Source organism: Undibacterium sp. RuTC16W (genome assembly GCF_049339445.1).
GTDB lineage: Bacteria > Pseudomonadota > Gammaproteobacteria > Burkholderiales > Burkholderiaceae_D > Undibacterium.
On record NZ_JBMPPE010000003.1, the window covers coordinates 315,819 to 336,848 of the forward strand.

The 21,030-nt window shown below is 49.8% G+C and carries 24 protein-coding genes; 11 read left to right on the forward strand and 13 right to left on the reverse strand.

The window, feature by feature from the left end:
• Positions 1-272: 272 nt before the first annotated feature.
• A complete protein-coding gene (gene cspE / locus ACO0K4_RS08185) occupies positions 273-476 on the forward strand; it encodes a transcription antiterminator/RNA stability regulator CspE (protein ID WP_126129050.1) in 204 nt (67 codons plus the stop codon).
• Positions 477-563: 87 nt separating this feature from the next.
• Here the strand turns inward: cspE and rpiA are convergent, their stop codons facing one another.
• Both rpiA and ACO0K4_RS08195 read right to left on the reverse strand, forming a co-directional pair.
• Positions 564-1,235 (reverse strand): ribose-5-phosphate isomerase RpiA, encoded by a 672-nt coding sequence (gene rpiA, locus ACO0K4_RS08190; protein ID WP_422956128.1) that lies wholly within the window; start codon positions 1,233-1,235, stop codon positions 564-566.
• Between the two features lie 103 nt (positions 1,236-1,338).
• Complete coding sequence (locus tag ACO0K4_RS08195; RefSeq protein ID WP_422956284.1) at positions 1,339-2,355, reverse strand: serine/threonine protein kinase; 1,017 nt, start codon at positions 2,353-2,355, stop codon at positions 1,339-1,341.
• Between the two features lie 122 nt (positions 2,356-2,477).
• On the opposite strand from ACO0K4_RS08195, the gene ACO0K4_RS08200 reads away from it, so the two are divergent.
• Positions 2,478-3,176: a UPF0149 family protein gene (locus ACO0K4_RS08200; protein ID WP_422956129.1), complete on the forward strand. Its 699-nt coding sequence runs from the start codon at positions 2,478-2,480 to the stop codon at positions 3,174-3,176.
• A gap of 275 nt (positions 3,177-3,451) precedes the next feature.
• Positions 3,452-3,706, forward strand: coding sequence for an acyl-CoA-binding protein (locus ACO0K4_RS08205; protein WP_422956130.1), 255 nt, complete (start codon positions 3,452-3,454; stop codon positions 3,704-3,706).
• Between the two features lie 101 nt (positions 3,707-3,807).
• On the opposite strand, the gene ACO0K4_RS08210 is transcribed toward ACO0K4_RS08205, so the two are convergent.
• The gene (locus ACO0K4_RS08210) at positions 3,808-4,791 is read right to left on the reverse strand and encodes a 2-hydroxyacid dehydrogenase (protein ID WP_422956131.1); all 984 of its coding nucleotides are present in this window, start codon (positions 4,789-4,791) and stop codon (positions 3,808-3,810) included.
• A 7-nt stretch (positions 4,792-4,798) separates the two neighbouring features.
• A complete protein-coding gene (locus ACO0K4_RS08215; protein ID WP_422956132.1) occupies positions 4,799-6,232 on the reverse strand; it encodes a sodium:proton antiporter in 1,434 nt (477 codons plus the stop codon).
• Between the two features lie 387 nt (positions 6,233-6,619).
• Here ACO0K4_RS08215 and fdxA point away from each other — a divergent pair, with 387 nt between their 5' ends.
• From fdxA to ACO0K4_RS08230, 3 genes are all read left to right on the forward strand, one after another.
• Positions 6,620-6,943 carry a ferredoxin FdxA gene (gene fdxA / locus ACO0K4_RS08220; protein ID WP_186915210.1) on the forward strand — a complete coding sequence of 108 codons (324 nt, stop codon included), beginning with the start codon at positions 6,620-6,622 and terminating at the stop codon, positions 6,941-6,943.
• Between the two features lie 84 nt (positions 6,944-7,027).
• Positions 7,028-8,098 carry an NAD(P)/FAD-dependent oxidoreductase gene (locus ACO0K4_RS08225; RefSeq protein ID WP_422956133.1) on the forward strand — a complete coding sequence of 357 codons (1,071 nt, stop codon included), beginning with the start codon at positions 7,028-7,030 and terminating at the stop codon, positions 8,096-8,098.
• A 406-nt stretch (positions 8,099-8,504) separates the two neighbouring features.
• Positions 8,505-9,740 carry a polyhydroxyalkanoate depolymerase gene (locus tag ACO0K4_RS08230; protein ID WP_422956134.1) on the forward strand — a complete coding sequence of 412 codons (1,236 nt, stop codon included), beginning with the start codon at positions 8,505-8,507 and terminating at the stop codon, positions 9,738-9,740.
• Positions 9,741-9,885: 145 nt separating this feature from the next.
• On the opposite strand, the gene ACO0K4_RS08235 is transcribed toward ACO0K4_RS08230, so the two are convergent.
• Positions 9,886-10,482, reverse strand: coding sequence for a DUF4114 domain-containing protein (locus ACO0K4_RS08235; RefSeq protein ID WP_422956135.1), 597 nt, complete (start codon positions 10,480-10,482; stop codon positions 9,886-9,888).
• 505 nt (positions 10,483-10,987) lie between these two features.
• Here ACO0K4_RS08235 and rsxB point away from each other — a divergent pair.
• Together rsxB and nth are read left to right on the forward strand one after the other, a co-directional pair.
• Positions 10,988-11,707 carry an electron transport complex subunit RsxB gene (gene rsxB, locus ACO0K4_RS08240; protein ID WP_422956285.1) on the forward strand — a complete coding sequence of 240 codons (720 nt, stop codon included), beginning with the start codon at positions 10,988-10,990 and terminating at the stop codon, positions 11,705-11,707.
• On the forward strand, positions 11,704-12,351 hold the full coding sequence (nth, locus tag ACO0K4_RS08245; RefSeq protein WP_422956136.1) for an endonuclease III: 648 nt from the start codon (positions 11,704-11,706) through the stop codon (positions 12,349-12,351). The genes rsxB and nth overlap by 4 nt, the downstream gene beginning before the upstream one ends.
• 110 nt (positions 12,352-12,461) lie before the next feature.
• Here nth and ACO0K4_RS08250 read toward each other — a convergent pair whose 3' ends face one another.
• Positions 12,462-13,046, reverse strand: a complete 585-nt coding sequence (locus ACO0K4_RS08250) for a malonic semialdehyde reductase (RefSeq protein WP_422956286.1) — start codon at positions 13,044-13,046, stop codon at positions 12,462-12,464.
• Between the two features lie 165 nt (positions 13,047-13,211).
• Here ACO0K4_RS08250 and ACO0K4_RS08255 point away from each other — a divergent pair, with 165 nt between their 5' ends.
• Positions 13,212-13,640: a DUF1841 family protein gene (locus tag ACO0K4_RS08255; protein WP_422956137.1), complete on the forward strand. Its 429-nt coding sequence runs from the start codon at positions 13,212-13,214 to the stop codon at positions 13,638-13,640.
• A gap of 197 nt (positions 13,641-13,837) precedes the next feature.
• Here the strand turns inward: ACO0K4_RS08255 and ACO0K4_RS08260 are convergent, their stop codons facing one another.
• Together ACO0K4_RS08260 and ACO0K4_RS08265 are read right to left on the reverse strand one after the other, a co-directional pair.
• Positions 13,838-14,194, reverse strand: coding sequence for a c-type cytochrome (locus ACO0K4_RS08260; RefSeq protein WP_422956138.1), 357 nt, complete (start codon positions 14,192-14,194; stop codon positions 13,838-13,840).
• Positions 14,195-14,222: 28 nt separating this feature from the next.
• Positions 14,223-14,543: a c-type cytochrome gene (locus ACO0K4_RS08265; protein ID WP_422956139.1), complete on the reverse strand. Its 321-nt coding sequence runs from the start codon at positions 14,541-14,543 to the stop codon at positions 14,223-14,225.
• Between the two features lie 273 nt (positions 14,544-14,816).
• On the opposite strand from ACO0K4_RS08265, the gene ACO0K4_RS08270 reads away from it, so the two are divergent.
• The gene (locus ACO0K4_RS08270) at positions 14,817-15,671 is read left to right on the forward strand and encodes an AAA family ATPase (protein WP_422956140.1); all 855 of its coding nucleotides are present in this window, start codon (positions 14,817-14,819) and stop codon (positions 15,669-15,671) included.
• Between the two features lie 319 nt (positions 15,672-15,990).
• On the opposite strand, the gene ACO0K4_RS08275 is transcribed toward ACO0K4_RS08270, so the two are convergent.
• The 5 genes from ACO0K4_RS08275 to ACO0K4_RS08295 form a co-directional block, all read right to left on the reverse strand.
• Entirely contained in the window at positions 15,991-16,572 is a 582-nt protein-coding gene (locus ACO0K4_RS08275) for a YcnI family protein (RefSeq protein WP_422956141.1), read from the reverse strand.
• Positions 16,569-16,853, reverse strand: coding sequence for a hypothetical protein (locus ACO0K4_RS08280; protein ID WP_422956142.1), 285 nt, complete (start codon positions 16,851-16,853; stop codon positions 16,569-16,571). Before ACO0K4_RS08280 ends, ACO0K4_RS08275 begins: the two co-directional genes overlap by 4 nt.
• 24 nt (positions 16,854-16,877) lie before the next feature.
• A complete protein-coding gene (locus ACO0K4_RS08285; RefSeq protein ID WP_422956143.1) occupies positions 16,878-17,432 on the reverse strand; it encodes a copper chaperone PCu(A)C in 555 nt (184 codons plus the stop codon).
• Positions 17,433-17,446: 14 nt separating this feature from the next.
• Positions 17,447-18,061, reverse strand: coding sequence for an SCO family protein (locus tag ACO0K4_RS08290; protein ID WP_422956144.1), 615 nt, complete (start codon positions 18,059-18,061; stop codon positions 17,447-17,449).
• A 164-nt stretch (positions 18,062-18,225) separates the two neighbouring features.
• Complete coding sequence (locus tag ACO0K4_RS08295; RefSeq protein ID WP_422956145.1) at positions 18,226-18,660, reverse strand: DUF2946 domain-containing protein; 435 nt, start codon at positions 18,658-18,660, stop codon at positions 18,226-18,228.
• Positions 18,661-19,126: 466 nt separating this feature from the next.
• Between ACO0K4_RS08295 and pepF the strand changes: the two genes are divergently transcribed.
• Complete coding sequence (gene pepF, locus ACO0K4_RS08300) at positions 19,127-20,995, forward strand: oligoendopeptidase F (RefSeq protein WP_422956146.1); 1,869 nt, start codon at positions 19,127-19,129, stop codon at positions 20,993-20,995.
• The last annotated feature ends 35 nt before the right edge of the window (positions 20,996-21,030 follow it).

Below are 21,030 nucleotides of genomic sequence, written 5' to 3' on the forward strand. Positions count from 1 at the left end.
TTAAAATCCTGTCAATTTTTCAGCTTTTTACAGCGGACTTAAGCAAACCAAAGATTGCCTCAGATTATTGTCATTAAATAAAAAAACAACAGTGTTACATATAGCAACAAAATCTCTTGACTTTACTTTTTTTTCCGCCAAGAATGATATTTATTGACAAGACAACGTAGTAATTAGTCAATAGAAGTGAGCAAGTTTAGGAGGAGGCGGCGTTACGCTAGGTTTCTTGCTTTTACGGCTCGTGTGATTAGTTTATATTTGAAAGATGCATTATGGCAACAGGTACCGTCAAGTGGTTCAATGATTCCAAAGGCTTCGGCTTTATCACTCCGGATGACGGCGGTGAGGATTTGTTCGCCCACTTTTCCGCAATCCAAATGAACGGCTTCAAGACCCTCAAAGAAGGTCAAAAAGTACAGTTCGAAGTCACGCAAGGCCCTAAAGGCAAGCAAGCTTCCAACATCCAAAATCCTTAATCTCACTGATTAAGTTTTTGATAAAAAGCCCCGCTTCGGCGGGGCTTTTTTTATTGGCAAATTATTTTTAATGCAATTTCTGGACAACTAAAAAGTAAGCGACTTGACGCCCTCAGAAGTCCCCAGCAAACACACATTTGCCCCCTGCTTCGCGAACAGCCCCACCGTCACCACACCGACAATATTGTTCATCTCAGCTTCTATCGCGACTGGATCGGCAATTTGCAGTCCATGCACATCGATGATCACATTACCGTTATCCGTCAACAAAGGCTGCCCTTCTTTTAAACGCAAACGCGCTTCGCCGCCAATGGCATTCAGTTTGCGCATAACGACGGCTTGCGCCATCGGGATGACTTCAACCGGCAAGGGAAACTTGCCCAGCAGGTCAACCAGTTTCGATCCATCCGCGATACAGATAAACTTATCGGCGACCGACGCGACGATTTTTTCGCGGGTGAGAGCTGCGCCACCACCTTTGATCATGGCACCTTGCGGCGTGATTTCGTCTGCGCCATCGATATATACAGGCATTGAACTAACCTCATTCAGGTCGAATACGCTGATTCCATGAGCGCGCAGGCGTGCTGCGGTAGCTTCTGAGGAGGCGACAGCACCTTTAATCTTGTGTTTGATACTTGCCAGTTCATCGATGAAAAAATTGGCGGTAGAGCCGGTACCGACACCGACGATGCTACCCTCGACAACGTAATAAATGGCGGCCTTGGCAACGGCTAGTTTAAGTTCGTCCTGAGTCATGATGCGCATTTCAAAAGTAAGAGAATGGCAGCATTTTAACGGATCACACTCTCGTGATTACGATTCAATGGCAGAAAATCTGCACAATCCTTCGACATCCGGCTCAAACTACTAGCGGCGGCTCGTCCATCAAGGCGACCTGCTCTCGCAGTTCCAATATACGATCTTGCCAGTAACGCGGAGTGTTAAACCACGGGAAGGCTTGTTTGAATGCAGTATCGTCCCAGCGCTGAGCCAGCCAGGCGGAATAATGCAACATGCGCAAGCTGCGCAGAGCCTCGATCAGATGTAACTGACGCGGCTGGAACTCGGCAAAATCTTCGTAACCAAACAAAATATCGCTGAACTGCGCAGTCATCTCGGCTCGCGTGCCAGACAGTAGCAACCATAAATCCTGGATCGCCGGCCCCATACGACTATCGTCAAAATCAACAAAATGCGGACCAGCGTCTGTCCACAATACATTCCCCAGATGGCAATCGCCATGCAGGCGAATCATCGCCACCTCGCCTGCACGCTCATAGCAACGTGCCACACCATCCAGCACCAGATTACTGACACTTGTATAAGCTGCCACCAGATCCGCCGGAATGCACTGCTGCGCCAGCAAATAAGTACGTGGCTCATGTCCGAAGCTATTAAGATCGAGATTAGCCCGATGCAGGTAGCGCTGTTGTGCACCTGTCGCATGGATGCGGCCGATAAAGCGCCCCAGCCATTTACGTGTATCCGCCTGATCAAGCTCCGGTGCACGGCCGCCCTGTCTTGGGAAAACTGCAAAGTGAAAGCCTTGATGTGCCAGCAGGCTGCGACCTTCCGCAGATACCAGGGCCGGAACCACCGGGATCTCCAGCGCATGCAACTCACTTACGAAGGCATGCTCCTCGAGAATCGCCTCATCCGTCCAGCGATGCGGCCGGTAGAATTTAGCAATTATCGGTGGACCATCGTCCATACCAAGCTGATAAACACGGTTTTCATAACTATTCAGCGCCAATAAACGGCCATCGCAGTGAAAACCCGCTTCATGCATCGCGTCCAGCACACATTCAGGCGTCAAGCCTGCAAACGCGTGGGGCGACGAATCCGGAGCGGCACTCTCTAAAGTGCTAGCGGGCATACTCTCTGTCGTAGCGAGGTTAAATTCAGGTGTAGTCATAGAGCGCATTGTACGTTCAAACTCCCCACGAACATGGGACAAAGCGCTACACTTCCGGTATTTCCACATTCACGACTCTAGCCATGCATCTCGACGAACCTCTCAGCGATAAAGAATTTAACGAACTGGACAAATTTTTAATGTCTGACCGCGTCGGCGATGACGGCATGACCATGGACGCGCTGCACGGCTACCTGACAGCCATTGCGATCGGGCCAGAGATGATTCCGATGACAGAATGGCTGCCGCTGGTCTGGGGCTTGCCGGATCAGGCTGAACCGAAATTCAAGACGCCCAAAGAAATGGAGCGCATCACCACGCTGATCGCCCGTTTTATGAATGAAATCCAGATCACATTTGAAGTCGCGCCGCAAGAATTTGAGCCGCTGTTCTGCGTGATGGAGCAAGATGGCAAAGAACTCATCGATGGCGAAACCTGGGCATGGGGCTTCTGGGAAGGCATGCAACTGCGCGACGAACAGTGGGAACCGATCTACGAATCAGCGATTGCACCGCTGTTGCGCCCGATTTATCTGTTAGGTGCAGAAGAAATCGAAGAAGAGGAAGTGACGCTGGTCGACACGCCACAAAAATGTCATCAACTTGCGATCGAACTTGAAGCAGCGATTCCAGAAATCCGCCGCTTCTGGGCGCCATTACGTAAATCCGGCGTTGCCACTATCAAACGCGATGGCCCGAAAGTCGGCCGTAACGATCCCTGCCCTTGCGGCAGCGGCAAAAAATACAAAGCCTGCTGCGGTGCGGAGCCGACCATCCACTAATTTGAGCTGAATTAGGCTGACCGTAAATTGAGCGAGAACGTCCCTCGGGCGGCTCTCGCTGAGAGTAAATATGCGAACGCATTATCATGCATCCAGCTCACATTCACGCTTAAGCACTCTGCGGCCAGATGAAAACATCACGCAAGCAAATTGTCACCTTAAGCTTCCCTAAATAACCGCAGCTGGCGTCCGAAGATTCCCTCTAGGGTTCTGCTTTGGCGGGTAAGCCGAGTATGCTATTTTGCTGTTTCCGATTCACCCAACAGGAGTAGCGTATGAGCCTGCAAGACCAATTCACTCAAGCCTTAACCGATTCAAAAAACCTGCCAGAGCGTCCTGACAACATGACGCTGCTAAAAATCTACGCCCTGTTTAAACAAGGCAGTGCCGGTGACGCAACAGGTGATCGTCCGGGTATTACTGACTTCGTTGGTCGCGCCAAATTCGATGCATGGGCTGCTCTGACAGGAACAACAAAAGAAGCGGCGATGCAAGATTATGTCGACCTGATTAATGGTTTGAAAGACTAAGTAAAAAAACAGGGATATAGGGAGTATTTTTTATACACGCCGTTATTATTGCGCAATATGGCATAAAAATAACTATACTCCCACCCTGTATCAGATTGAAATCATGGCTTCGGCCAGAGCTCCGGATTCAGCAAATTAGGCGGACGCTCGCCGCCCAGGGCAGCGATCAGATTCGTCGCAGCACATCCTGCCATTGCTCGCCTGGTCGCCTCGGATGCGCTGGCAATATGCGGTGTCAGCACGACATTCTCCAGACTTAAAAAATCCGGATGAAATTTCGGTTCATTTTCGAAGACATCCAGACCTGCTGCGGCAATCGTCTTCGCCCGCAAAGCGGCAATCAAAGCCGCATCATCCACAATTCCGCCGCGTGCCAGATTGACCAGAGTCGCTGTCGGCTTCATCATCGCAAGCTCCTCTGCACCTATCGTATGGTGCGAGGTCGCTGAATAAGGCAGGACCAGCACGACGTGATCTGCCATGCGCAGCAACTCTTCTTTACTGACATAACTCGCCTTATTCGCACGCGCCTCCTGCTCCGGATTCAAGCGCGAGCGATTGTGATAAACGACTCGCATATCAAAGCCCATCGAGCGCCGTGCAATCGCCTGGCCGATACGTCCCATCCCGATTACACCCAAGGTCGAGCCATGCAGATCAGCACCGAGAAAGCCGTTATACGACCATTTCTTCCACTGACCTGCGCGCAGCCAATGTTCAGCCTCGGTGATACGGCGCGCAGTCGCCATCAATAATGCCCAGCCGAAGTCGGCGGTCGTCTCATTCAAGACATCCGGCGTATTGCTCGCCATCACCCGATGAGTCGAGCAAGCGGCGATGTCAATATTGTCGTACCCAACCGCCATTTGGGCGATCATTTTCAGATCAGGTAATTGCTGCAACAAAGCGGCATTAAAACGGGCACTCGCAGTGGTGAACACGCCCTGTTTGCCGTGCAATTTCGTCGCCAGTTCCTGCGGTGAAAAAATCACATCCTCCTGATTCGACTCCACTTCAAAATGCTGCGATAGCAATTGTAAAATCTCTGGAAAAACAGCGCGTGTTACCAAAATAGCGGGTTTCATTTTCATCCTAAAAAAAGAGGAAAGTCATCAAAGCAAACAAAGGCAGCAAGATGCCACAAGACCAGGCCATATACCCAAAAAAACCGGGCATCACGATCCCCCGTTGCTCGGCAATCGCCTTCACCATCATGTTAGGTGCATTGCCAATATAACTATTTGCGCCCATAAACACCGAACCGCAAGAGATCGCTGCCAGCGTACCGGCGAGCGGCCCCATCAACGCAACCGCATCCCCGCCCGCCGTATTAAAAAACACCAGATAAGTTGGCGCATTATCCAAGAACGATGACAACAAGCCGCTGGCCCAAAAATACATCGCGTTAACTGGCTGCCCCTGCGCATCGGACACCGCATGGATCACCGCTGAAAAAGCACCTGCTTCGCCTGCTTTAAGCAAAGCGATTACTGGCACGATAGTGATAAAAATAGCGGCAAATATTTTTGCAACCTCTGCCATCGGCGCCCAGGAAAATTCGTTGCCGAGACGGGCACTTGCGGGCGTCAGTTTCAAGGACGTGACGAGCAACACCAATAAGCCCGCATCCCGCACCATGTTTTCCAGCGCTATAGAAACACCGAGAACCAATATACTGACTCCGGATTTCCACAAGCCGCTGATCAAGACAAGGGCAACCACGCCAGACAATAATAAAAAATTGAATTTACCATCAATCGACAAAGGCGAATCCGGCGTTGGATCGAGTTGTAACGGGCGTTCTTCCTCCCGATTGTGATAGTAGTGACGATCAATCAGATAAAAGAGTACCAGCAAACTCAGGCATAAAAACAAAGTAGGCTGCGCCAGATGTTTCAGTGTCCACAAAAAATCTACCCCTTGTAAAAATCCGAGGAATAAAGGCGGATCCCCTAACGGCGTCAAAGCACCACCGGCATTCGCTACCAGAAAAATAAAAAACACCATGACATGCTTCACATGCTGGCGATTGTCATTGGCTCTGATCAGCGGGCGCACCAGCAGCATCGCAGCGCCAGTCGTGCCCATCACGCTGGCCAGCACGGTGCCGATGATCAGCAAACCTGTATTCAGTTCCGGTGTGCCATGCAGATTACCGTTCAGACAAATACCGCCAGCAATCACAAACAAACTGCTCAATAAAATCATGAACGGCAGATATTCAGCAAACAGCGTATGCGCAATACTGCCCGACGTCACATCCGCGCCAAACACATAAGCACAAGGCAATAGAAAGGCCAGCGACCAGCCAGCAACAATTTTGCCGAAATGCGCGTGCCAGATCGCCGGTATCAGCATAGGAGCAAAGGCGATGGACATCAACACGCCAGCAAAAGGGATGGCCCAAAATGCCGACAAAGAAGAACCCTGCAAATCGCCCGCAAAGCTCAGCGCGGGCAGTAACAGAAAAAACAAAGCAAATAAATAAACAAATCCTGCCGGGCAGATAGCGTGTGTTGGTCTCATTAAGATATTTTTTATTGTCATGATGAACCGCAGAAAGTAGCGAGCAAAAACGAAATTTGCGGGATACGCATGGTAGCCGGAAACAAGGGATAAAATTTTGCTAATCACAACAATTTTGCAGCAATCAAAAATTTCATCCGACAGTCCGGCTTTTAAATGCGTATCGGCACAACTAGATGCATATCAAACCGCCGGTTCGACGATTTGCTAGCATCTTATCAGTTGACTCCGGCAGGGCAAGCAACGCGCGCAACGTATTTGCTTATTCGTAATTTATCTAAGCCTAATTTGTGAGTTAGTTGAAATTGCCTTAAAATACAAGGCTTTGCAGCCATAGCACTTGATGGTTGTGCCTTAATACCCCCGAATACTTAAAGAAGGACTGTTATGACCCACGTTGTGACCGAATCCTGCATCCGTTGCCGCTATACCGATTGCGTGGATGTATGCCCGGTGGACTGCTTCCGCGCAGGTCCCAATTTCCTGGTAATTGATCCAGACGAATGCATCGACTGCGCTGTGTGCGTCGCTGAATGTCCGGTCAACGCGATCTATGCCGAGGAAGATGTACCAGCGGATCAACAACAGTTCATCAAGATCAATGCTGATCTGATCCGTAGCTGGCCGTCCATTACTAAAACAACCAGCCCATTGGCAGATGCCGATGACTGGAAAGATGTTAAAGATAAATTGCAGTATCTGGAACGTTAATCGGTTATCGCGGTAAACACGCTGCAATGCGCTTACCCACTCACTTATTCTCGCTCGCAAGAAAATCAGGAAATACCAAGTCGTATGGAAAACATTAAAACAAATCCAGTCAATGCAGTGATCGAGGCAGATGCCGTGATCATTGGCGCTGGTCCGGTCGGACTGTTTCAAGTATTTGAATTAGGTCTGCTGGAAATCAAAGCTCACGTGATCGATTCACTCGCCGTGGTTGGTGGTCAGTGCGTTGAGCTGTATCCCGACAAGCCTATCTACGACATCCCTGCTGTACCTGTCTGCACGGGACAAGAGTTGACTGACAATCTGCTGAAACAGATCGAGCCGTTTGAACCGACCTTCCATCTGGGTCAAGAAGTGACGCTGGTTGCACGTCGTGAAGATGGCCGCTTTGATCTGGAAACATCAACAGGCACCCGCTTCATCACCAAAACGATTTTCATCGCTGCTGGCGTCGGCTCGTTCCAGCCACGCACATTAAAAGTAGAAGGCATTGAGGCTTTTGACAATAAACAAGTCTTCTACCGCGTCAAAGATCCTAGCCAGTTCCACGGCAAAAATCTGGTGATCTGCGGCGGCGGCGACTCTGCACTCGACTGGGCGTTAAATCTGGTCGGCAAAGCAGAGTCCGTCGTGCTGCTACATCGTCGTGATGATTTCCGTGCGGCACCCGCTTCCGTTGCAAAGATGAAAGAGCTGTGCGAGAACTATGAGATGCAATTGACGATTGGTCAGGTCACAGGTATCGAAACCAAAGACGATTTGCTGTCCGAAATTAAGGTCACGGGCGCTGATGGCGTGACACGTCGTATGCCTTTGGACAATTTGCTGGTGTTCTTCGGTCTGTCGCCAAAACTCGGTCCTATCGCTGAGTGGGGTCTCGACATCGAGCGTAAGCAATTAAAAGTCGTCAATACTGAGAAGTTTGAAACTAACGTGCCCGGTATTTTTGCGGTCGGCGATATCAATACTTATCCAGGTAAAAAGAAACTGATTTTGTCAGGCTTCCATGAGGCAGCGCTGGCGGCGTTCGGTGCGGCACCGTATATTTTCCCTGAAAAGAAAATTCATATGCAATACACAACGACCTCACCAAAACTACACAAAATCTTGGGTGTGGAAACACCGGTCTTCGACTAAGTCTGATTATTGTCATCAAAAACCGCAGCCTGTGCTGCGGTTTTTTTATGTCCAGAAAGTGTCCAAACCAAGCTCTGCACAGAGGATTAAATTGAGATCTGGATATTCGTCTGGATATCTACCTGAACATGATTGAACATAATTGAACATGTCTTAGCATGTCTGAATATTTCTCATCACTCACATTGAGAAAATCTGAGATGCTGTGGTGTGGTATCGCAAGACGAGCTGGCAGGGAAAAAATTTCCTTGTTTTAAGATTAAAGATTTAACAGTAATTTACATCGCGGCAACAGCGATTTGGCTACAGCTGCGACAAAGTTTTAAATCTGGTTTATGATGCATTGCAACAAGCTAGACTACTTTTTCTAATCTTGAATTGATACACCTATCCGAAAGACACGATTATGCTCTATCAACTTCATGAACTGAACCGCGCTTTTCTGAACCCGATGACACAATGGGCAGAAGCATCATCGAAGCTATTTACCAATCCTGTTTCTCCTCTGGCGCACTCCCCTTATGCACAGCGTATCGCTGCGGGTTATGAGTTGCTGTTCCGCCTCGGTAAAGATTACGAAAAACCAGAATTTGGCATCGCCACCACTACCGTCGACAAACAAACGGTAGAAGTTGTGCAAAGTACCGCAGTAATCAAACCATTTTGCAAACTACTGCACTTCAAAAAGAATTTGCCTGAAAAAGAGTTAACTAAACTCAAGCAGCCAACTGTCTTGCTGGTTGCGCCGCTGTCCGGCCATCATTCAACATTGCTGCGCGACACAGTGCGCGGACTGTTGCCGCAACATGATGTGTACATCACCGACTGGACCGATGCGCGGATGGTGCCGCTCAGCGAAGGTACCTTCCATTTGCATGATTACATCTACTATGTTCAAGATTTCATTCGCTTGCTCGGGCCGGATGTACACGTCATTTCCGTATGTCAGCCAACGGTGCCGGTACTTGCCGCGATCGCTCTGATGGCAACCGCCAAAGACCCGAAATTGCCAAAAACAATGACCATGATGGGTGGTCCGATTGATCCACGTAAATCACCGACACAAGTCAATAATCTTGCCACCGAAAAGAAATTTTCATGGTTTGAAAATACTGTCATCTACAGCGTACCAGCCAACTACCCCGGCTATGGCCGCAAAGTGTATCCAGGCTTCTTGCAACACACTGGCTTCGTCGCCATGAACCCTGATCGTCATGCGCAAAGTCACTGGGATTTTTACCAGCATCTGGTACAAGGCGATGATGAATCGGCGGAGCAGCATCGCAAATTCTACGATGAATACAATGCAGTTCTTGATATGCCGGCAGACTACTATCTGGAAACGATTAAAACCGTGTTTCAGGAATTTAATCTGCCTAAAGGTACATGGGAAGTCGAAGGCAAATTAGTGCGCCCACAGGACATTAAAACCGTTGCCCTGTTCACTGTCGAAGGCGAACTCGATGACATCTCAGGTCCGGGACAAACGCAGGCAGCACATGATCTGTGCAGTGGCATACCAGCCAAGATGAAACAGGATTTCGTCGCACCGGGCTGCGGTCACTACGGGATTTTCTCCGGTCGCCGCTGGCGCGAAATTATTGCACCAAAAATCGGTGAGTTCATTCAGGAACATCGTTAATTTTCTACCTTAGCAATCACGCCAGAAAATTACGCTGGTGATGTTCTGATTTATCGCGATGACTCACAAAAAAACCGCTTAAGACTAAGCGGTTTTTTTATTTAGGGGATCAGACAGGGTTATCTGCCAGTACTCCCTGAACAAATCAATCTTGTTTGCGACGTTTGCCGACCAGTGCCAGCAGGCCCAGACCCAGACCGAATAACAATGGTGTTGCAGGCAAAGGAATTGCCTGCGCATTGCTAACGTTGGTGAACACGAAGTTTTCGTCATGGTAGTTGTAATCGCCACCGTTTCTCAAATCTTCAAAAGCCACATACACGCCAGCAGGAATAGCGATATCTCCAGCGTAAGAACTCGAATAAATATGATTAACGCCATCAGAGTTCAGTGATTTTTGTGAGTACCAGGTATCGCCGTTATTCAACACATTTAAACGGAACACCAGACTATCACCTGCATTGACTGTGCCGAAGTTCAGCATTTGTCCATACACAGACGTGTGGTTATTCAAGCCACTAATACCGGTATCAACACCATTGACCAGTAAGCTCAAGGTATTCGTGTACCCTGCGGTCGAATCAGCAAAATAAGCCAAGACATCGCCAGTGGTAGTGGCAACAAAGCTATAGAGTGTTGGGTTTGGTGTGCCGCTGGCACCGTATGCCGTTGGTACGGCAGATGCGCTTGAAGCAACACCGAGACTGATGACTAAAGCAGCAAACAAAGACTTGAGCTTCATGTGATTTCCTTTAATAAATTGGCGAAAAATTGAGTGGATACCATTACATATCGTTAGTGTTGCAAATTCCGTTCCACGTTGCCCTGAGATCATCATTGCCGTCTTATTCAAGACAATGACAGTTCCCCCACCCTAATCCGATAGTCCGGATTCAAACACTCAATCCATGACCACACCAAAATACTGACATTCTCTTAAAACTCAACACTGGCGCGCCTTAGGCCGTAATGAACACAGTCTAGTGTCGATTATCAAGACGATATTTGTTCGTATTGTTAAGCCTGTGTTTGATCAAAAAATACGTATCTTTTTCTTAGTAGCAATAATTAAACAGCGCCAGCCAAGACGCAAAAATATTGCTTTAAAGAGAGTAGTCTGACTGACTGTAAATAATTCCGACAGTCCGTCAACTCCTGACTGGGCTCATAACTCAACAGAACAAGCGCAGCTCTACTCCCCTCACAGCAACAGCAATACTGCCCGACAAGTTGCTGTTTCAAGGATAATAGGCATCTTCGCTATTCCACAGAAAAAGCACGTGTCACCCACCCTCGCAGACCAATTAGAAAATTTGCTACCGCAAACCCAGTGTACCAAATGCGGCTATCCTGCCTGCCGTCCCTATGCTGAGGCAATTGCTGAGGCTAAGGCGAATTACAACCAATGCCCGCCCGGTGGACAAGAAGGTGTCAATCGCCTCGCGGAACTCTTGGGTAAACCCAGTATTCCCCTCGATATCAGTCATGGCCTAGAACGCGTGCGACCCGTCGCGGTAATTGATGAAGCGTATTGCATAGGATGCACGCTGTGTATTCAGGCATGTCCCGTTGACGCAATACTTGGCGCGGCAAAGCAAATGCATACCGTAATACCATCACTCTGCACCGGCTGCGACCTCTGTGTCGCCCCCTGCCCGGTCGACTGCATTAGCATGATCGATGTCACGCCGGGTAAAACGGGCTGGAATGCGTGGACACCAGATCAGGCGGATCAGGCTCGTCAGCAATTTCATGCACGTGAATTACGATTAAAAAGAGAGACCCGGGAAAATGACGACAGGCTCGCCGCCAAAGCGGTGGCAAAATTAGCCGCCTTGATCGAAGAGCCAGCGTTATCCACCGCAGAAATCGCAGAGCGAGATCGCAAAAAAGCGATCATCGCCGCCGCAATCGAGCGCGCCCGTCTGAAAAAACTTGATGCCGACACGGATCAGAACAAGCCATGAACAAACTAAAACGCCAAGAAATTTTTAGTCGCTTGCAAGCGCAAAATCCGCATCCGACTACCGAGCTGGAATACACAAGTCCGTTTGAATTATTGATCGCCGTACTATTGTCCGCACAAGCCACCGACGTCTCCGTCAACAAAGCAACGCGCAAACTCTATCCTGTTGCCAATACGCCGGAAAAAATCCTGGCACTCGATGTAGACGGGCTGATTCCGTATATTCAAACGATAGGGTTATTTCGCACCAAAGCGAAAAATGTGATCGCTACCTGCAAGATTCTGATCGATCAGCACGACAGTGAAGTACCGAAGGAGCGCGAGGCATTAGAAGCCCTGCCCGGTGTCGGCAGAAAAACAGCGAATGTCGTCATGAACACCGCCTTTGGCGAGCCGACGATTGCGGTGGACACACACATCTTTCGCGTCTCTAACCGCACAGGTATTGCACCCGGTAAAAACGTCGATATCGTTGAAGAAAAACTGCTCAAATTTGTACCCGACGAATTTAAACTTGATGCTCATCACTGGCTGATTCTGCATGGTCGCTACACCTGCCTTGCACGCACACCCAAATGCTGGAACTGCATGATCGCCGACCTCTGCGAATACAAACAAAAAACGCCCTTACCAAAGGGCGCTTAAAATTAAATTAAATTAAACCACACTACATTTAATTCAACATAACAGCACACAACACCCCATCTCATTTACAACAACAGAATGTGCCCGGCTACTGCGGGCACAGCGATCCGTCAGACAATCTTGCATGCCTCATCAAAACTCAAGCGTGGCGAGCGCGGAAACACTTTGTCTGCATCGCCATAACCGATATTACAAACGAAATTCACCTTCACCGATGTACCGGCAAAGAATGTCGCATTGAGTTTTTCCGGATCAAAGCCAGACATAGGGCCGCAATCCAGCCCAATCGCACGCGCAGCCAGCATCAGATATGCGCCTTGCAAAGACGAATTACGGAAAGCCGTCGCATCGATCAAAGGCTGGTTACCGACAAACCAGGAGCGTGCATCCGCATGCGGGAAAATTTTTGGTAACTGCTCGTAAAATTCCATGTCCATCCCAATGATCGCCGTCACTGGAGCTGTCTTGGTTTTTTCCACATTACCTGGTGCCATGCAGTCGAGCAATTTAGCTTTTTCTGCAGCGCCTCTCACAAAAATCACACGTGCCGGAGAGCAGTTCGCCGAAGTAGAACCCCACTTCATCAAATCATAAATCTGCTGCAATTGCGCATCGCTGACAGGCTTATCCTGCCAGGCATTATGCGTACGTGCAGTGATGAACAAAGTATCCAGATGTTCTTGAGTCAGCATGATGAAATCTCCAGGTGGGGTTAAGCTGCGGATCATACCTGAAACTGTCAATATATTCACAAATTCGCCTGCCGGTGAGGGCAACTCAAGGTGGACGATCGGGAGACGAATAGGCGGCCACTCGCAGAGCCGAGTACAATACGCGCATCCCGGATTTTGAGTTTTACCATGTTCACACCCAGCCAACACGACGTACGCCGCTTCTTCTGCGAAACCTACCGCAAATCGACTGCAAGAGAAATCCTGACGCCCTTAGAGAGCATCGCTGCCGACTGGCTGAATCAACATCCCGAATACCACTCGATTCTCAGCGACCTTGATGCAGCACTAGCCGCAGACTATAGCGTCGATCAGGGGCAAACCAATCCTTTCCTGCATCTGTCCATGCATCTGACGATTAGCGAACAAATCTCGGTGGATCAACCTGCCGGCGTGCGTTTCGCGTTTCAGCGTTTGACGCAAAAAACCAACTCAGAACATGAAGCACATCACCAGATCATGGAATGTCTCGGCGAAATGATCTGGACCTCCCAACGTACCGGCCTGCCGCCAGATGGCGCAGCCTATATTGATGCCCTCAATCTGCGGGCACGCTGATACGGTTCACAAAAAACAGCGCTCAAATACACCGCTCAAACTCACCGGACCAGCGCGCATCAAAGACCTGAAAAAATCCGCGATATTGAGCGGCGCAAGCAGTAAAAAAGCCACGATTTCTCGTGGCTTTTTTAATACTGACGACGCAATCTCCAATCTCTTCACTGACACTAAACGAACAGACGAGATAGCGTCAATTACTTGCGCATGACAATACTGCCTGGCAGACTATTCAGGTACGCTGCAATGTTTTCGATATCGGCGTTGGATAAGGCTTTTGCCTGAGCGCCCATGATCGCGTTACCACGACCATTTGGCGCATCAGCACCGTGCTGGTAGGCTTTCAGCGCGTGAGCGATGTAGTCCTTGTGTTGACCAGCCAGTTTTGGATAGCTAGGGTCGATCGGGGAATTGTAGTCTTTACCGTGGCAAGAGAAACAAGCGGCTTTTTCAGCGGCTGCTTTACCTGCTTCGATATTGCCACCAGCGACAGCGGACAAGGACACTGCCGACAAAGTCGTCAACAATAAGGCCAGTAATGTGTTCTTTTTCATGATTGCTCCTGTTCTTATTTTTGTGGGCTTATTTCTGCTGAGCGTAGTAAGCAGCCAGATCAGCGATATCCTGATCAGACAAGCTACCAGCAATGCCGCGCATCGTCGGGTGTTTGCGATCGCCCTTTTGGTAGGCTTTCAACGCGCTTTCGATGTACCTGGCAGATTGACCACCAATCATCGGCACTTGAAATACCTCAGGATAAGTTGCTTTGTAACCAGCGATGGCGTGGCAACCAATACACATGGCAACTTTGTTTTCAGCGGCCTTGGCATTGCCAACCACATCTGCCGCAGCGGCAACCTGGGTAACGCTCACCAGGGCGAGAAGTGCGAACAATTTTTTCATAATAGCGAGGATAGAATTATCGAAAGGGCGGTTTGATCCAACACAGTATTTTAGCTGATTACAATCAAATTTACCTAAAATAGCTGTCCTCCATGACCGAAAGTCGGTCTTTTTTTATGCTTTAGCACAACAACTCCGCGTCAAACACAGAGCAACACCATCAAAATAGCACAGCCGTTCACAAGACCTCCCGTTCTCGCTTATACTCGTTGCCAGTGCAATACGCTACTTCCTCTGCTCAATATACATTCACCCCTGACCTCCAATCACACCATGACACAAGCAACCCGCTTCGATGGCGCACAAAACTATGTCGCGACCGATGATTTGAAACTGGCAGTCAACGCCGCCCTCAAACTGCAACGCCCGCTACTGATCAAAGGCGAACCCGGCACCGGCAAAACCATGCTGGCTGAAGAAGTCGCCGCCGCGCTGAATATGCCCCTGCTGCAATGGCACATCAAATCCACGACCAAAGCCCAGCAAGGCCTGTATGAATACGACGCTGTATCACGCCTGCGCGACTCGCAGCTCGGAGATGAGCGCGTCAAGGACATTCACAACTACATCGTCAAAGGCGTGTTGTGGCAAGCCTTCACGGCAAATGAGCCAGTCGTCCTGCTGATTGATGAGATCGACAAAGCCGATATTGAATTCCCTAACGATTTGCTGCGCGAACTTGATCGCATGGAATTCTACGTCTATGAAACCCGCGAAATGGTGCGTGCCGTGCATCGTCCACTGGTGATCATTACCTCAAACAATGAAAAAGAATTGCCAGACGCTTTCCTGCGTCGCTGCTTCTTCCATTACATCAAGTTCCCGGAAAAAGAGACGATGCAAAAAATCGTCGACGTGCATTTCCCTAAACTCAAAAGCGACCTGCTCGCCGCGGCTCTGCAAACCTTTTACGAAGTCCGCGAAGTTAATGGTCTGAAGAAGAAACCATCGACATCCGAACTCATCGACTGGCTTAAGCTCTTGCTTGCCGAAGATATTCCGCTCGAAGCGCTGCGTAGCAAAGACAACAAACTCGCCGTGCCACCGTTACATGGCGCCTTGCTGAAGAACGAGCAGGACGTGCATCTGTTTGAACGTCTGGTATTTATGTCCCGTACCAATCGCTGATCATTGGTATCTGCAAAACATGAAAAAAATGCCGCTGACTCAGCGGCATTTTTTATTTGCTCATTTATTTGCTCATTTGCTTCTTCATCAGGACTTACGTAAAACGACAAACTGCTTAGCAGTCAAAAATTAACACGCAGTCTGGATGAGGCCTCCAGAGGTTTTTCATGCCAACAGGCGCATCCAGCCTGCGGATTCATTTTGAAAACTTCTAAAAAACCCGTTAATCGATATCTCATGACACCGCTTATTCCCGCCTTTTTTCCGTGTCTCTGTGCTGAGATGTCTTGCTTGTGTCTACGTCCTATTTAGGTAGCTCTCAATGCTGATGTCCTGCCTCTTGCTTCCCCTCTACATCCAGCATCGGCGCCGGTGCTTTTAAGTCTTTTTTGCCTTGACCTTCCTTCGGGATTTCTACCCAATCCAAGCGTCCCTGCTCACACAACTGCGTGACCTTAAAATACAATTTACCAGGCGTATCCGGCAATTTCACCTGCACTGAAAATTCATCATAATGCGCGTCCGGCAATAGTCCCTCAGACCAGCTCACCTCACGCACATCTTTACTGATGGTTTTACCGTGTGACTGATATGGTGTCGCCAGATCCTCAACTTGGGCACTCAGCTTCCAGCCCGCTTTGGGCATAGGTTTGGCGCTCATTACACTATCAGGCAATGTGACTTTCACGGTGTGCGTGCCACTGCCCTCACAACCATGACCAATCTTAAATGTCAGCTTTTGATAAGCACCTGCGGATGCGATCGTTTGCTCCATCGTGACATGAGCGATCGCCAGTGGCGACACCATGCCTGCCAAAGCCGCCAGCATCAGCGATACATACTTGATGTACATAGTGTTTTTAGTTTGTTCAATGTTTGTTATCTGTGTCATTTGCTTCATATGAATTCTCCTCTTAGTGATGTTGTAGCCGGTTTCATGGATGCGTCTGGTTTGTTTCCCGTCGCGGCGTGATTCACCTGCTTGATTAACTGAAATTCAATCACTGGTGATGGCGGACTATGGCGCAAGGACTGACTCAGATAAAACGCATAAGCATGCCAGATACCCAGAGCACAAATCGCCGCCACGTTAAAGCAACGCAAGGCACTCAATGTCAACGACACTGTTGTTTTGCGTGCCGATGTCTCTGTGTGTTGAGGAATGGTGGTAATCGTTTGCATGACGTACTCCTGTCAATCAAAAAATTAATGATGCATCGCGCTGCTCGCCGCCTGATTCAGCGGTTTTGCAGTGGCTTTGATCTCGATCATCACGCGCTTTTTATCCTTGCCCTCGACGACCAAAGTCAGAGGAATCAGATCGCCCTCTTTGACCTGCGATTTCAGATCGATCAGCATCACGTGATATCCGCCCGGCTTCAGCTCAACGGCTTTCGCCGCCGGCAAATCCAGCTCAGGGACCGCTCGCATTTTCATCACATTGTCGACCATCTCCATCTTATGCAATTCCACCGTCGTAGCAGCAGATGAGCGCACCTCGATCAAGCGCACATCTTGCGCCGAAGTCAGTTGCATAAAAGCGCCCGTCACCTTTTGCTGGCTGACGGTAGAACGTACCCAGGCATCTTTGACGGTGACTTGCGCCTGCGCCGATATCGCAGCAACGCTGAGTACGCTTGCGCCAACCAATGTAAGGAGACGGCATTGGGAAAAAGTAAATGTGTTGGTGACTATATTAGTGACTGTATTGATGATTATGTTGATGATTATGTTGATGATTGTGTTCATGCTCGATTTCATGATGTGATCCTTCATTAAATAGTGTGAGATGCCATCAGGCTGCGCATATCTTGCGCACACTGACTGGCTGTTTGTTCATGTTTGAGCGCAAGACGGATGCGCCCTTCGGTGTCAAATACATAGGTGATCGCGGTGTGATCCATGGTGTAAGAACTGCCGCCAGGAATTTTTTTATAAAAAATCCTGAATTCCTTCGCCGCCTCCTCCGTTTCAGTCAAAGAACCGCTCAATCCCAAAAACCCGGGATCAAACGCCGCCGTGTATTGCCGCAACAATTCAGGCGTGTCGCGCTCAGGATCAATCGTCACAAACACCACCTGAATTTTGTCGCCATCAGCACCAAGCAATTTGCGCACATCAACCGCCCGCGCCAACGCTGTCGGGCAGACATCGGGGCATTGAGTGAAGCCAAAGAACATCATTACGTAGCGGCCTTTAAAACTATCCAGCGTATGAACGACGCCATCAGGACTACGCAAATGAAGCACCTTGCCGAAGTCCGCTCCCGTAATATCGAGTCCGGTAAACACCGGCGCAGAACGCGAGCAACCAGCGACAATACCGCCACCGATAGCCGCCATCACGGCAGTGACTGTACCGAATTGGAGTAAGGTACGACGCGAGGTCATGGCGCCACCTCGCACAATCTAAAGGGTGTAGCAGACAAGCAGCAATACGCCGCAACGCACTCCCATGCGGCGGGAATTTTTAAATAAACAGACATAAATTTCCTGAATAAATATAGCAAAACATCATGCAAAGCGAACTCAGCTATGCATGCAGCGTCAGAGATTCAGGCGAAGACAGGCGGCGCGCGCGGATTGGCGCTGGCCCAGGAGAACAGTGGCTGAGGGGATTGATAAAACAGCGCAGGAAAAGCCTGCGTCAAACGTGGCACTACCGAGGCAGTAGCGACAGATGGCAAGAAAAACTGATCATCGCTATGCAACAGACACAAAGCACAATGAGACGACGCATGCTGCGAACCGGAGTCCGGTGCGAGCCCTGCTGCAGCGCCAGCGCTCTGGCCTGTCTCAGCAGACGTGACTTTCACGATTTGACCGGTAATACGGTCAACCCACTTATTCCCGACCGCACTACAAATTTCGATTAATGCGCCGCTCTGACTGCGCACCGGCATCGCCATCGACGGCACCAGCACATTCAACAGCAATGCGCAGCACGCCAGCCAGATAGTGAAGGTTCGGAGTCGGAGAGAAAGTCGCATGCACAGATTATAACCAATCGACTCATGTCCTGATCGCGAATACACACTGGGAGTAAGTTACAGAAAACAGCATCGGCAAATAGCAGGCTCACATACTGGAACAAAATTAAAATCCCTGACAACGCGGACAACATCCCTTCTCCCCTTTGCGGAAGAAAGAAACCGACAACCCACCCGACATGGGTCGTCCCAAAATCATCCCCAATAAAATTTATCCAAACCCGCCCACGCCAAGATTAGCGCCCCTCCAATTCCTTAGAAAAAATATTTTCAAAAAAAACATCTTTTAGGGCAGATTTTCAGACAAAATAATGCGGCAAAGCTTGTGCGATGCTGCTTATCTCCCGTATTGCCAGTGCGTATTGCCATTACGCATCACCAACTCGCGAACAAAGCAGCCAGGCGCATTGCTTATTCAGACAGAGACATCCCGACTTACAACAACCAGACAAACAGACGACCAGCCATGAAAAAATCTCTCCAGCGCAGCATCCTCTCCCTCGCGATTGCCTTCACCCTGCCCGCCTTTGCCCACGCAGAGACCGACGCCGACCGCTGGAATCTGAAAGACCTCTACGCCACCAGCGCCGATTGGGACAAAGATGCCGCTAAGCTCGATGCGCAATTAAAAGAATTCAATACCTGCAAAGGTCAGATCGGCAGCTCGGTCAAACGCTTTAAAGCCTGTATGGACCTGAATCAGGATTTGCAAAAGCGTCTGGCGCGACTCGCCAACTATGCGTCCTTCCTGCATGATCAGAACACCGGAGACAGCGCCGGCCTCGACATCAACCAGCGTGCCGAAATCCTGATGAGCAAGGTCGAAGAAGCCAGCTCGTTTCTGCGTCCGGAGATTCTGCGCATCGGCGCACCGAAGATCCAGGGATTTCTGAAGCAAGATGCCTCGCTCAAAATCTATGCGCACCCGATGGACGACATCTTGCGCACCGCCAGCCACACCCTCGACAACAAAGGGGAAGACATCATCGCCGCCTTTGGCCTGACCGCCAATGCCGCGCAAGCCGTGCACTCCACCCTGTCTAATTCCGATACGCAGTGGCCAAAGATCAGCGTCGAAGGTAAAGACGTTACGCTCGACCAGTCCGCCTACACCAAGTACCGCACCAGCGGCGACCGCAACATGCGCAAGCAAGTGTTCGATCAATATTGGTCTACATGGAAATCGTATGAACAGACCTACGGCGTCACCTTCTACGAGATGCTGAAAAAAGATTCAGTCTATGCCAAAGTCCGCAACTACCCCGACTCGCTGACCCAGGCGCTCGATGGCAACAAACTGCCACGCGCCGTCTACGACACTCTGATCGAACAAACCCGCGCCAACCTGCCGACCTTGCATCGCTACTTCAAATTGCGCAGCAAACTCATGGGCATCCCCGACCTGCACTACTACGACATCTACCCGCCGATGATCACCGCGCAAGACAAGGCCGCGCTGAATTTCCCGATTACTCAAGGTGTCGACCTGATGCTCGCCGCAGTCAAACCGCTCGGCGATGACTATGTCAAAGCGCTGGGCAAAGCCGTGACCGAACGCTGGATGGACGTCTACCCGCGTCCGAAAAAACGTTCCGGCGCCTACATGCAAGGCACCTCCTACGACGTCCACCCGTACATCCTGCTCAATCACAACGATGATTACGAATCCGTCTCCACCCTCGCGCACGAATGGGGTCACGGCATGCACTCATATCTCGCGAATAAATCGCAGCCCTTCATCACCTCCGACTACCCGATCTTCACCGCAGAAATCGCTTCCACCACCAATCAGGTGCTGCTGCAAGATCACATGCTCAAGATCGCCAAAACCGATGAAGAACGCCTCGCCTACCTAGGCTCAGAACTCGAAGGCATCCGTGGCACCTTCTTCCGTCAAGCCATGTTCGCCGACTTCGAACGCACCGTACACGCCAAGGTCGACAAAGGCGAATCCCTGACCGGCGAAGCCCTGACCAAAATCTACGGCGACATCCTCAAGACCTACCACGGCGATGCACAAAACATCCTCAAGATCGACGACCAGTACGCGATTGAATGGGCCGCTATCCCGCATTTTTACAACCGCTTTTATGTCTTCCAATACGCGACCTCAATCGCCGCCGGCACCATGTTCGCCGACGACATCCTCAAAGGCAAACCCGGCGCACGCGACAACTACCTCAACATCCTCAAAGCAGGCGGATCACAATATCCATATGAGCTAGTCAAAGCAGCAGGCGTCGACCTCGCCACGCCAACACCGTACAAAGCGATTGTGGCGCGCATGAATAGCATCATGGATCAGATTGAGGGGATTGTTGCGAAGAGGAAGTAGGTCTTAAAAACAGTTTATAAATATTTCCGATGCGA

Excerpts from the sequence above, each read along its gene's own strand:
- cspE (WP_126129050.1), top strand. The coding sequence starts at position 273 with ATGGCAACAGGTACCGTCAAGTGGTTCAATGATTCCAAAGGCTTCGGC.
- rpiA (WP_422956128.1), bottom strand. The coding sequence starts at position 1,235 with ATGACTCAGGACGAACTTAAACTAGCCGTTGCCAAGGCCGCCATTTAT.
- ACO0K4_RS08195 (WP_422956284.1), bottom strand. The coding sequence starts at position 2,355 with ATGCCCGCTAGCACTTTAGAGAGTGCCGCTCCGGATTCGTCGCCCCAC.
- ACO0K4_RS08200 (WP_422956129.1), top strand. The coding sequence starts at position 2,478 with ATGCATCTCGACGAACCTCTCAGCGATAAAGAATTTAACGAACTGGAC.
- ACO0K4_RS08205 (WP_422956130.1), top strand. The coding sequence starts at position 3,452 with ATGAGCCTGCAAGACCAATTCACTCAAGCCTTAACCGATTCAAAAAAC.
- ACO0K4_RS08210 (WP_422956131.1), bottom strand. The coding sequence starts at position 4,791 with ATGAAACCCGCTATTTTGGTAACACGCGCTGTTTTTCCAGAGATTTTA.
- ACO0K4_RS08215 (WP_422956132.1), bottom strand. The coding sequence starts at position 6,232 with ATGAGACCAACACACGCTATCTGCCCGGCAGGATTTGTTTATTTATTT.
- fdxA (WP_186915210.1), top strand. The coding sequence starts at position 6,620 with ATGACCCACGTTGTGACCGAATCCTGCATCCGTTGCCGCTATACCGAT.
- ACO0K4_RS08225 (WP_422956133.1), top strand. The coding sequence starts at position 7,028 with ATGGAAAACATTAAAACAAATCCAGTCAATGCAGTGATCGAGGCAGAT.
- ACO0K4_RS08230 (WP_422956134.1), top strand. The coding sequence starts at position 8,505 with ATGCTCTATCAACTTCATGAACTGAACCGCGCTTTTCTGAACCCGATG.
- ACO0K4_RS08235 (WP_422956135.1), bottom strand. The coding sequence starts at position 10,482 with ATGAAGCTCAAGTCTTTGTTTGCTGCTTTAGTCATCAGTCTCGGTGTT.
- nth (WP_422956136.1), top strand. The coding sequence starts at position 11,704 with ATGAACAAACTAAAACGCCAAGAAATTTTTAGTCGCTTGCAAGCGCAA.
- ACO0K4_RS08255 (WP_422956137.1), top strand. The coding sequence starts at position 13,212 with ATGTTCACACCCAGCCAACACGACGTACGCCGCTTCTTCTGCGAAACC.
- ACO0K4_RS08260 (WP_422956138.1), bottom strand. The coding sequence starts at position 14,194 with ATGAAAAAGAACACATTACTGGCCTTATTGTTGACGACTTTGTCGGCA.
- ACO0K4_RS08265 (WP_422956139.1), bottom strand. The coding sequence starts at position 14,543 with ATGAAAAAATTGTTCGCACTTCTCGCCCTGGTGAGCGTTACCCAGGTT.
- ACO0K4_RS08270 (WP_422956140.1), top strand. The coding sequence starts at position 14,817 with ATGACACAAGCAACCCGCTTCGATGGCGCACAAAACTATGTCGCGACC.
- ACO0K4_RS08275 (WP_422956141.1), bottom strand. The coding sequence starts at position 16,572 with ATGAAGCAAATGACACAGATAACAAACATTGAACAAACTAAAAACACT.
- ACO0K4_RS08280 (WP_422956142.1), bottom strand. The coding sequence starts at position 16,853 with ATGCAAACGATTACCACCATTCCTCAACACACAGAGACATCGGCACGC.
- ACO0K4_RS08285 (WP_422956143.1), bottom strand. The coding sequence starts at position 17,432 with ATGAAATCGAGCATGAACACAATCATCAACATAATCATCAACATAATC.
- ACO0K4_RS08290 (WP_422956144.1), bottom strand. The coding sequence starts at position 18,061 with ATGACCTCGCGTCGTACCTTACTCCAATTCGGTACAGTCACTGCCGTG.
- ACO0K4_RS08295 (WP_422956145.1), bottom strand. The coding sequence starts at position 18,660 with ATGCGACTTTCTCTCCGACTCCGAACCTTCACTATCTGGCTGGCGTGC.
- pepF (WP_422956146.1), top strand. The coding sequence starts at position 19,127 with ATGAAAAAATCTCTCCAGCGCAGCATCCTCTCCCTCGCGATTGCCTTC.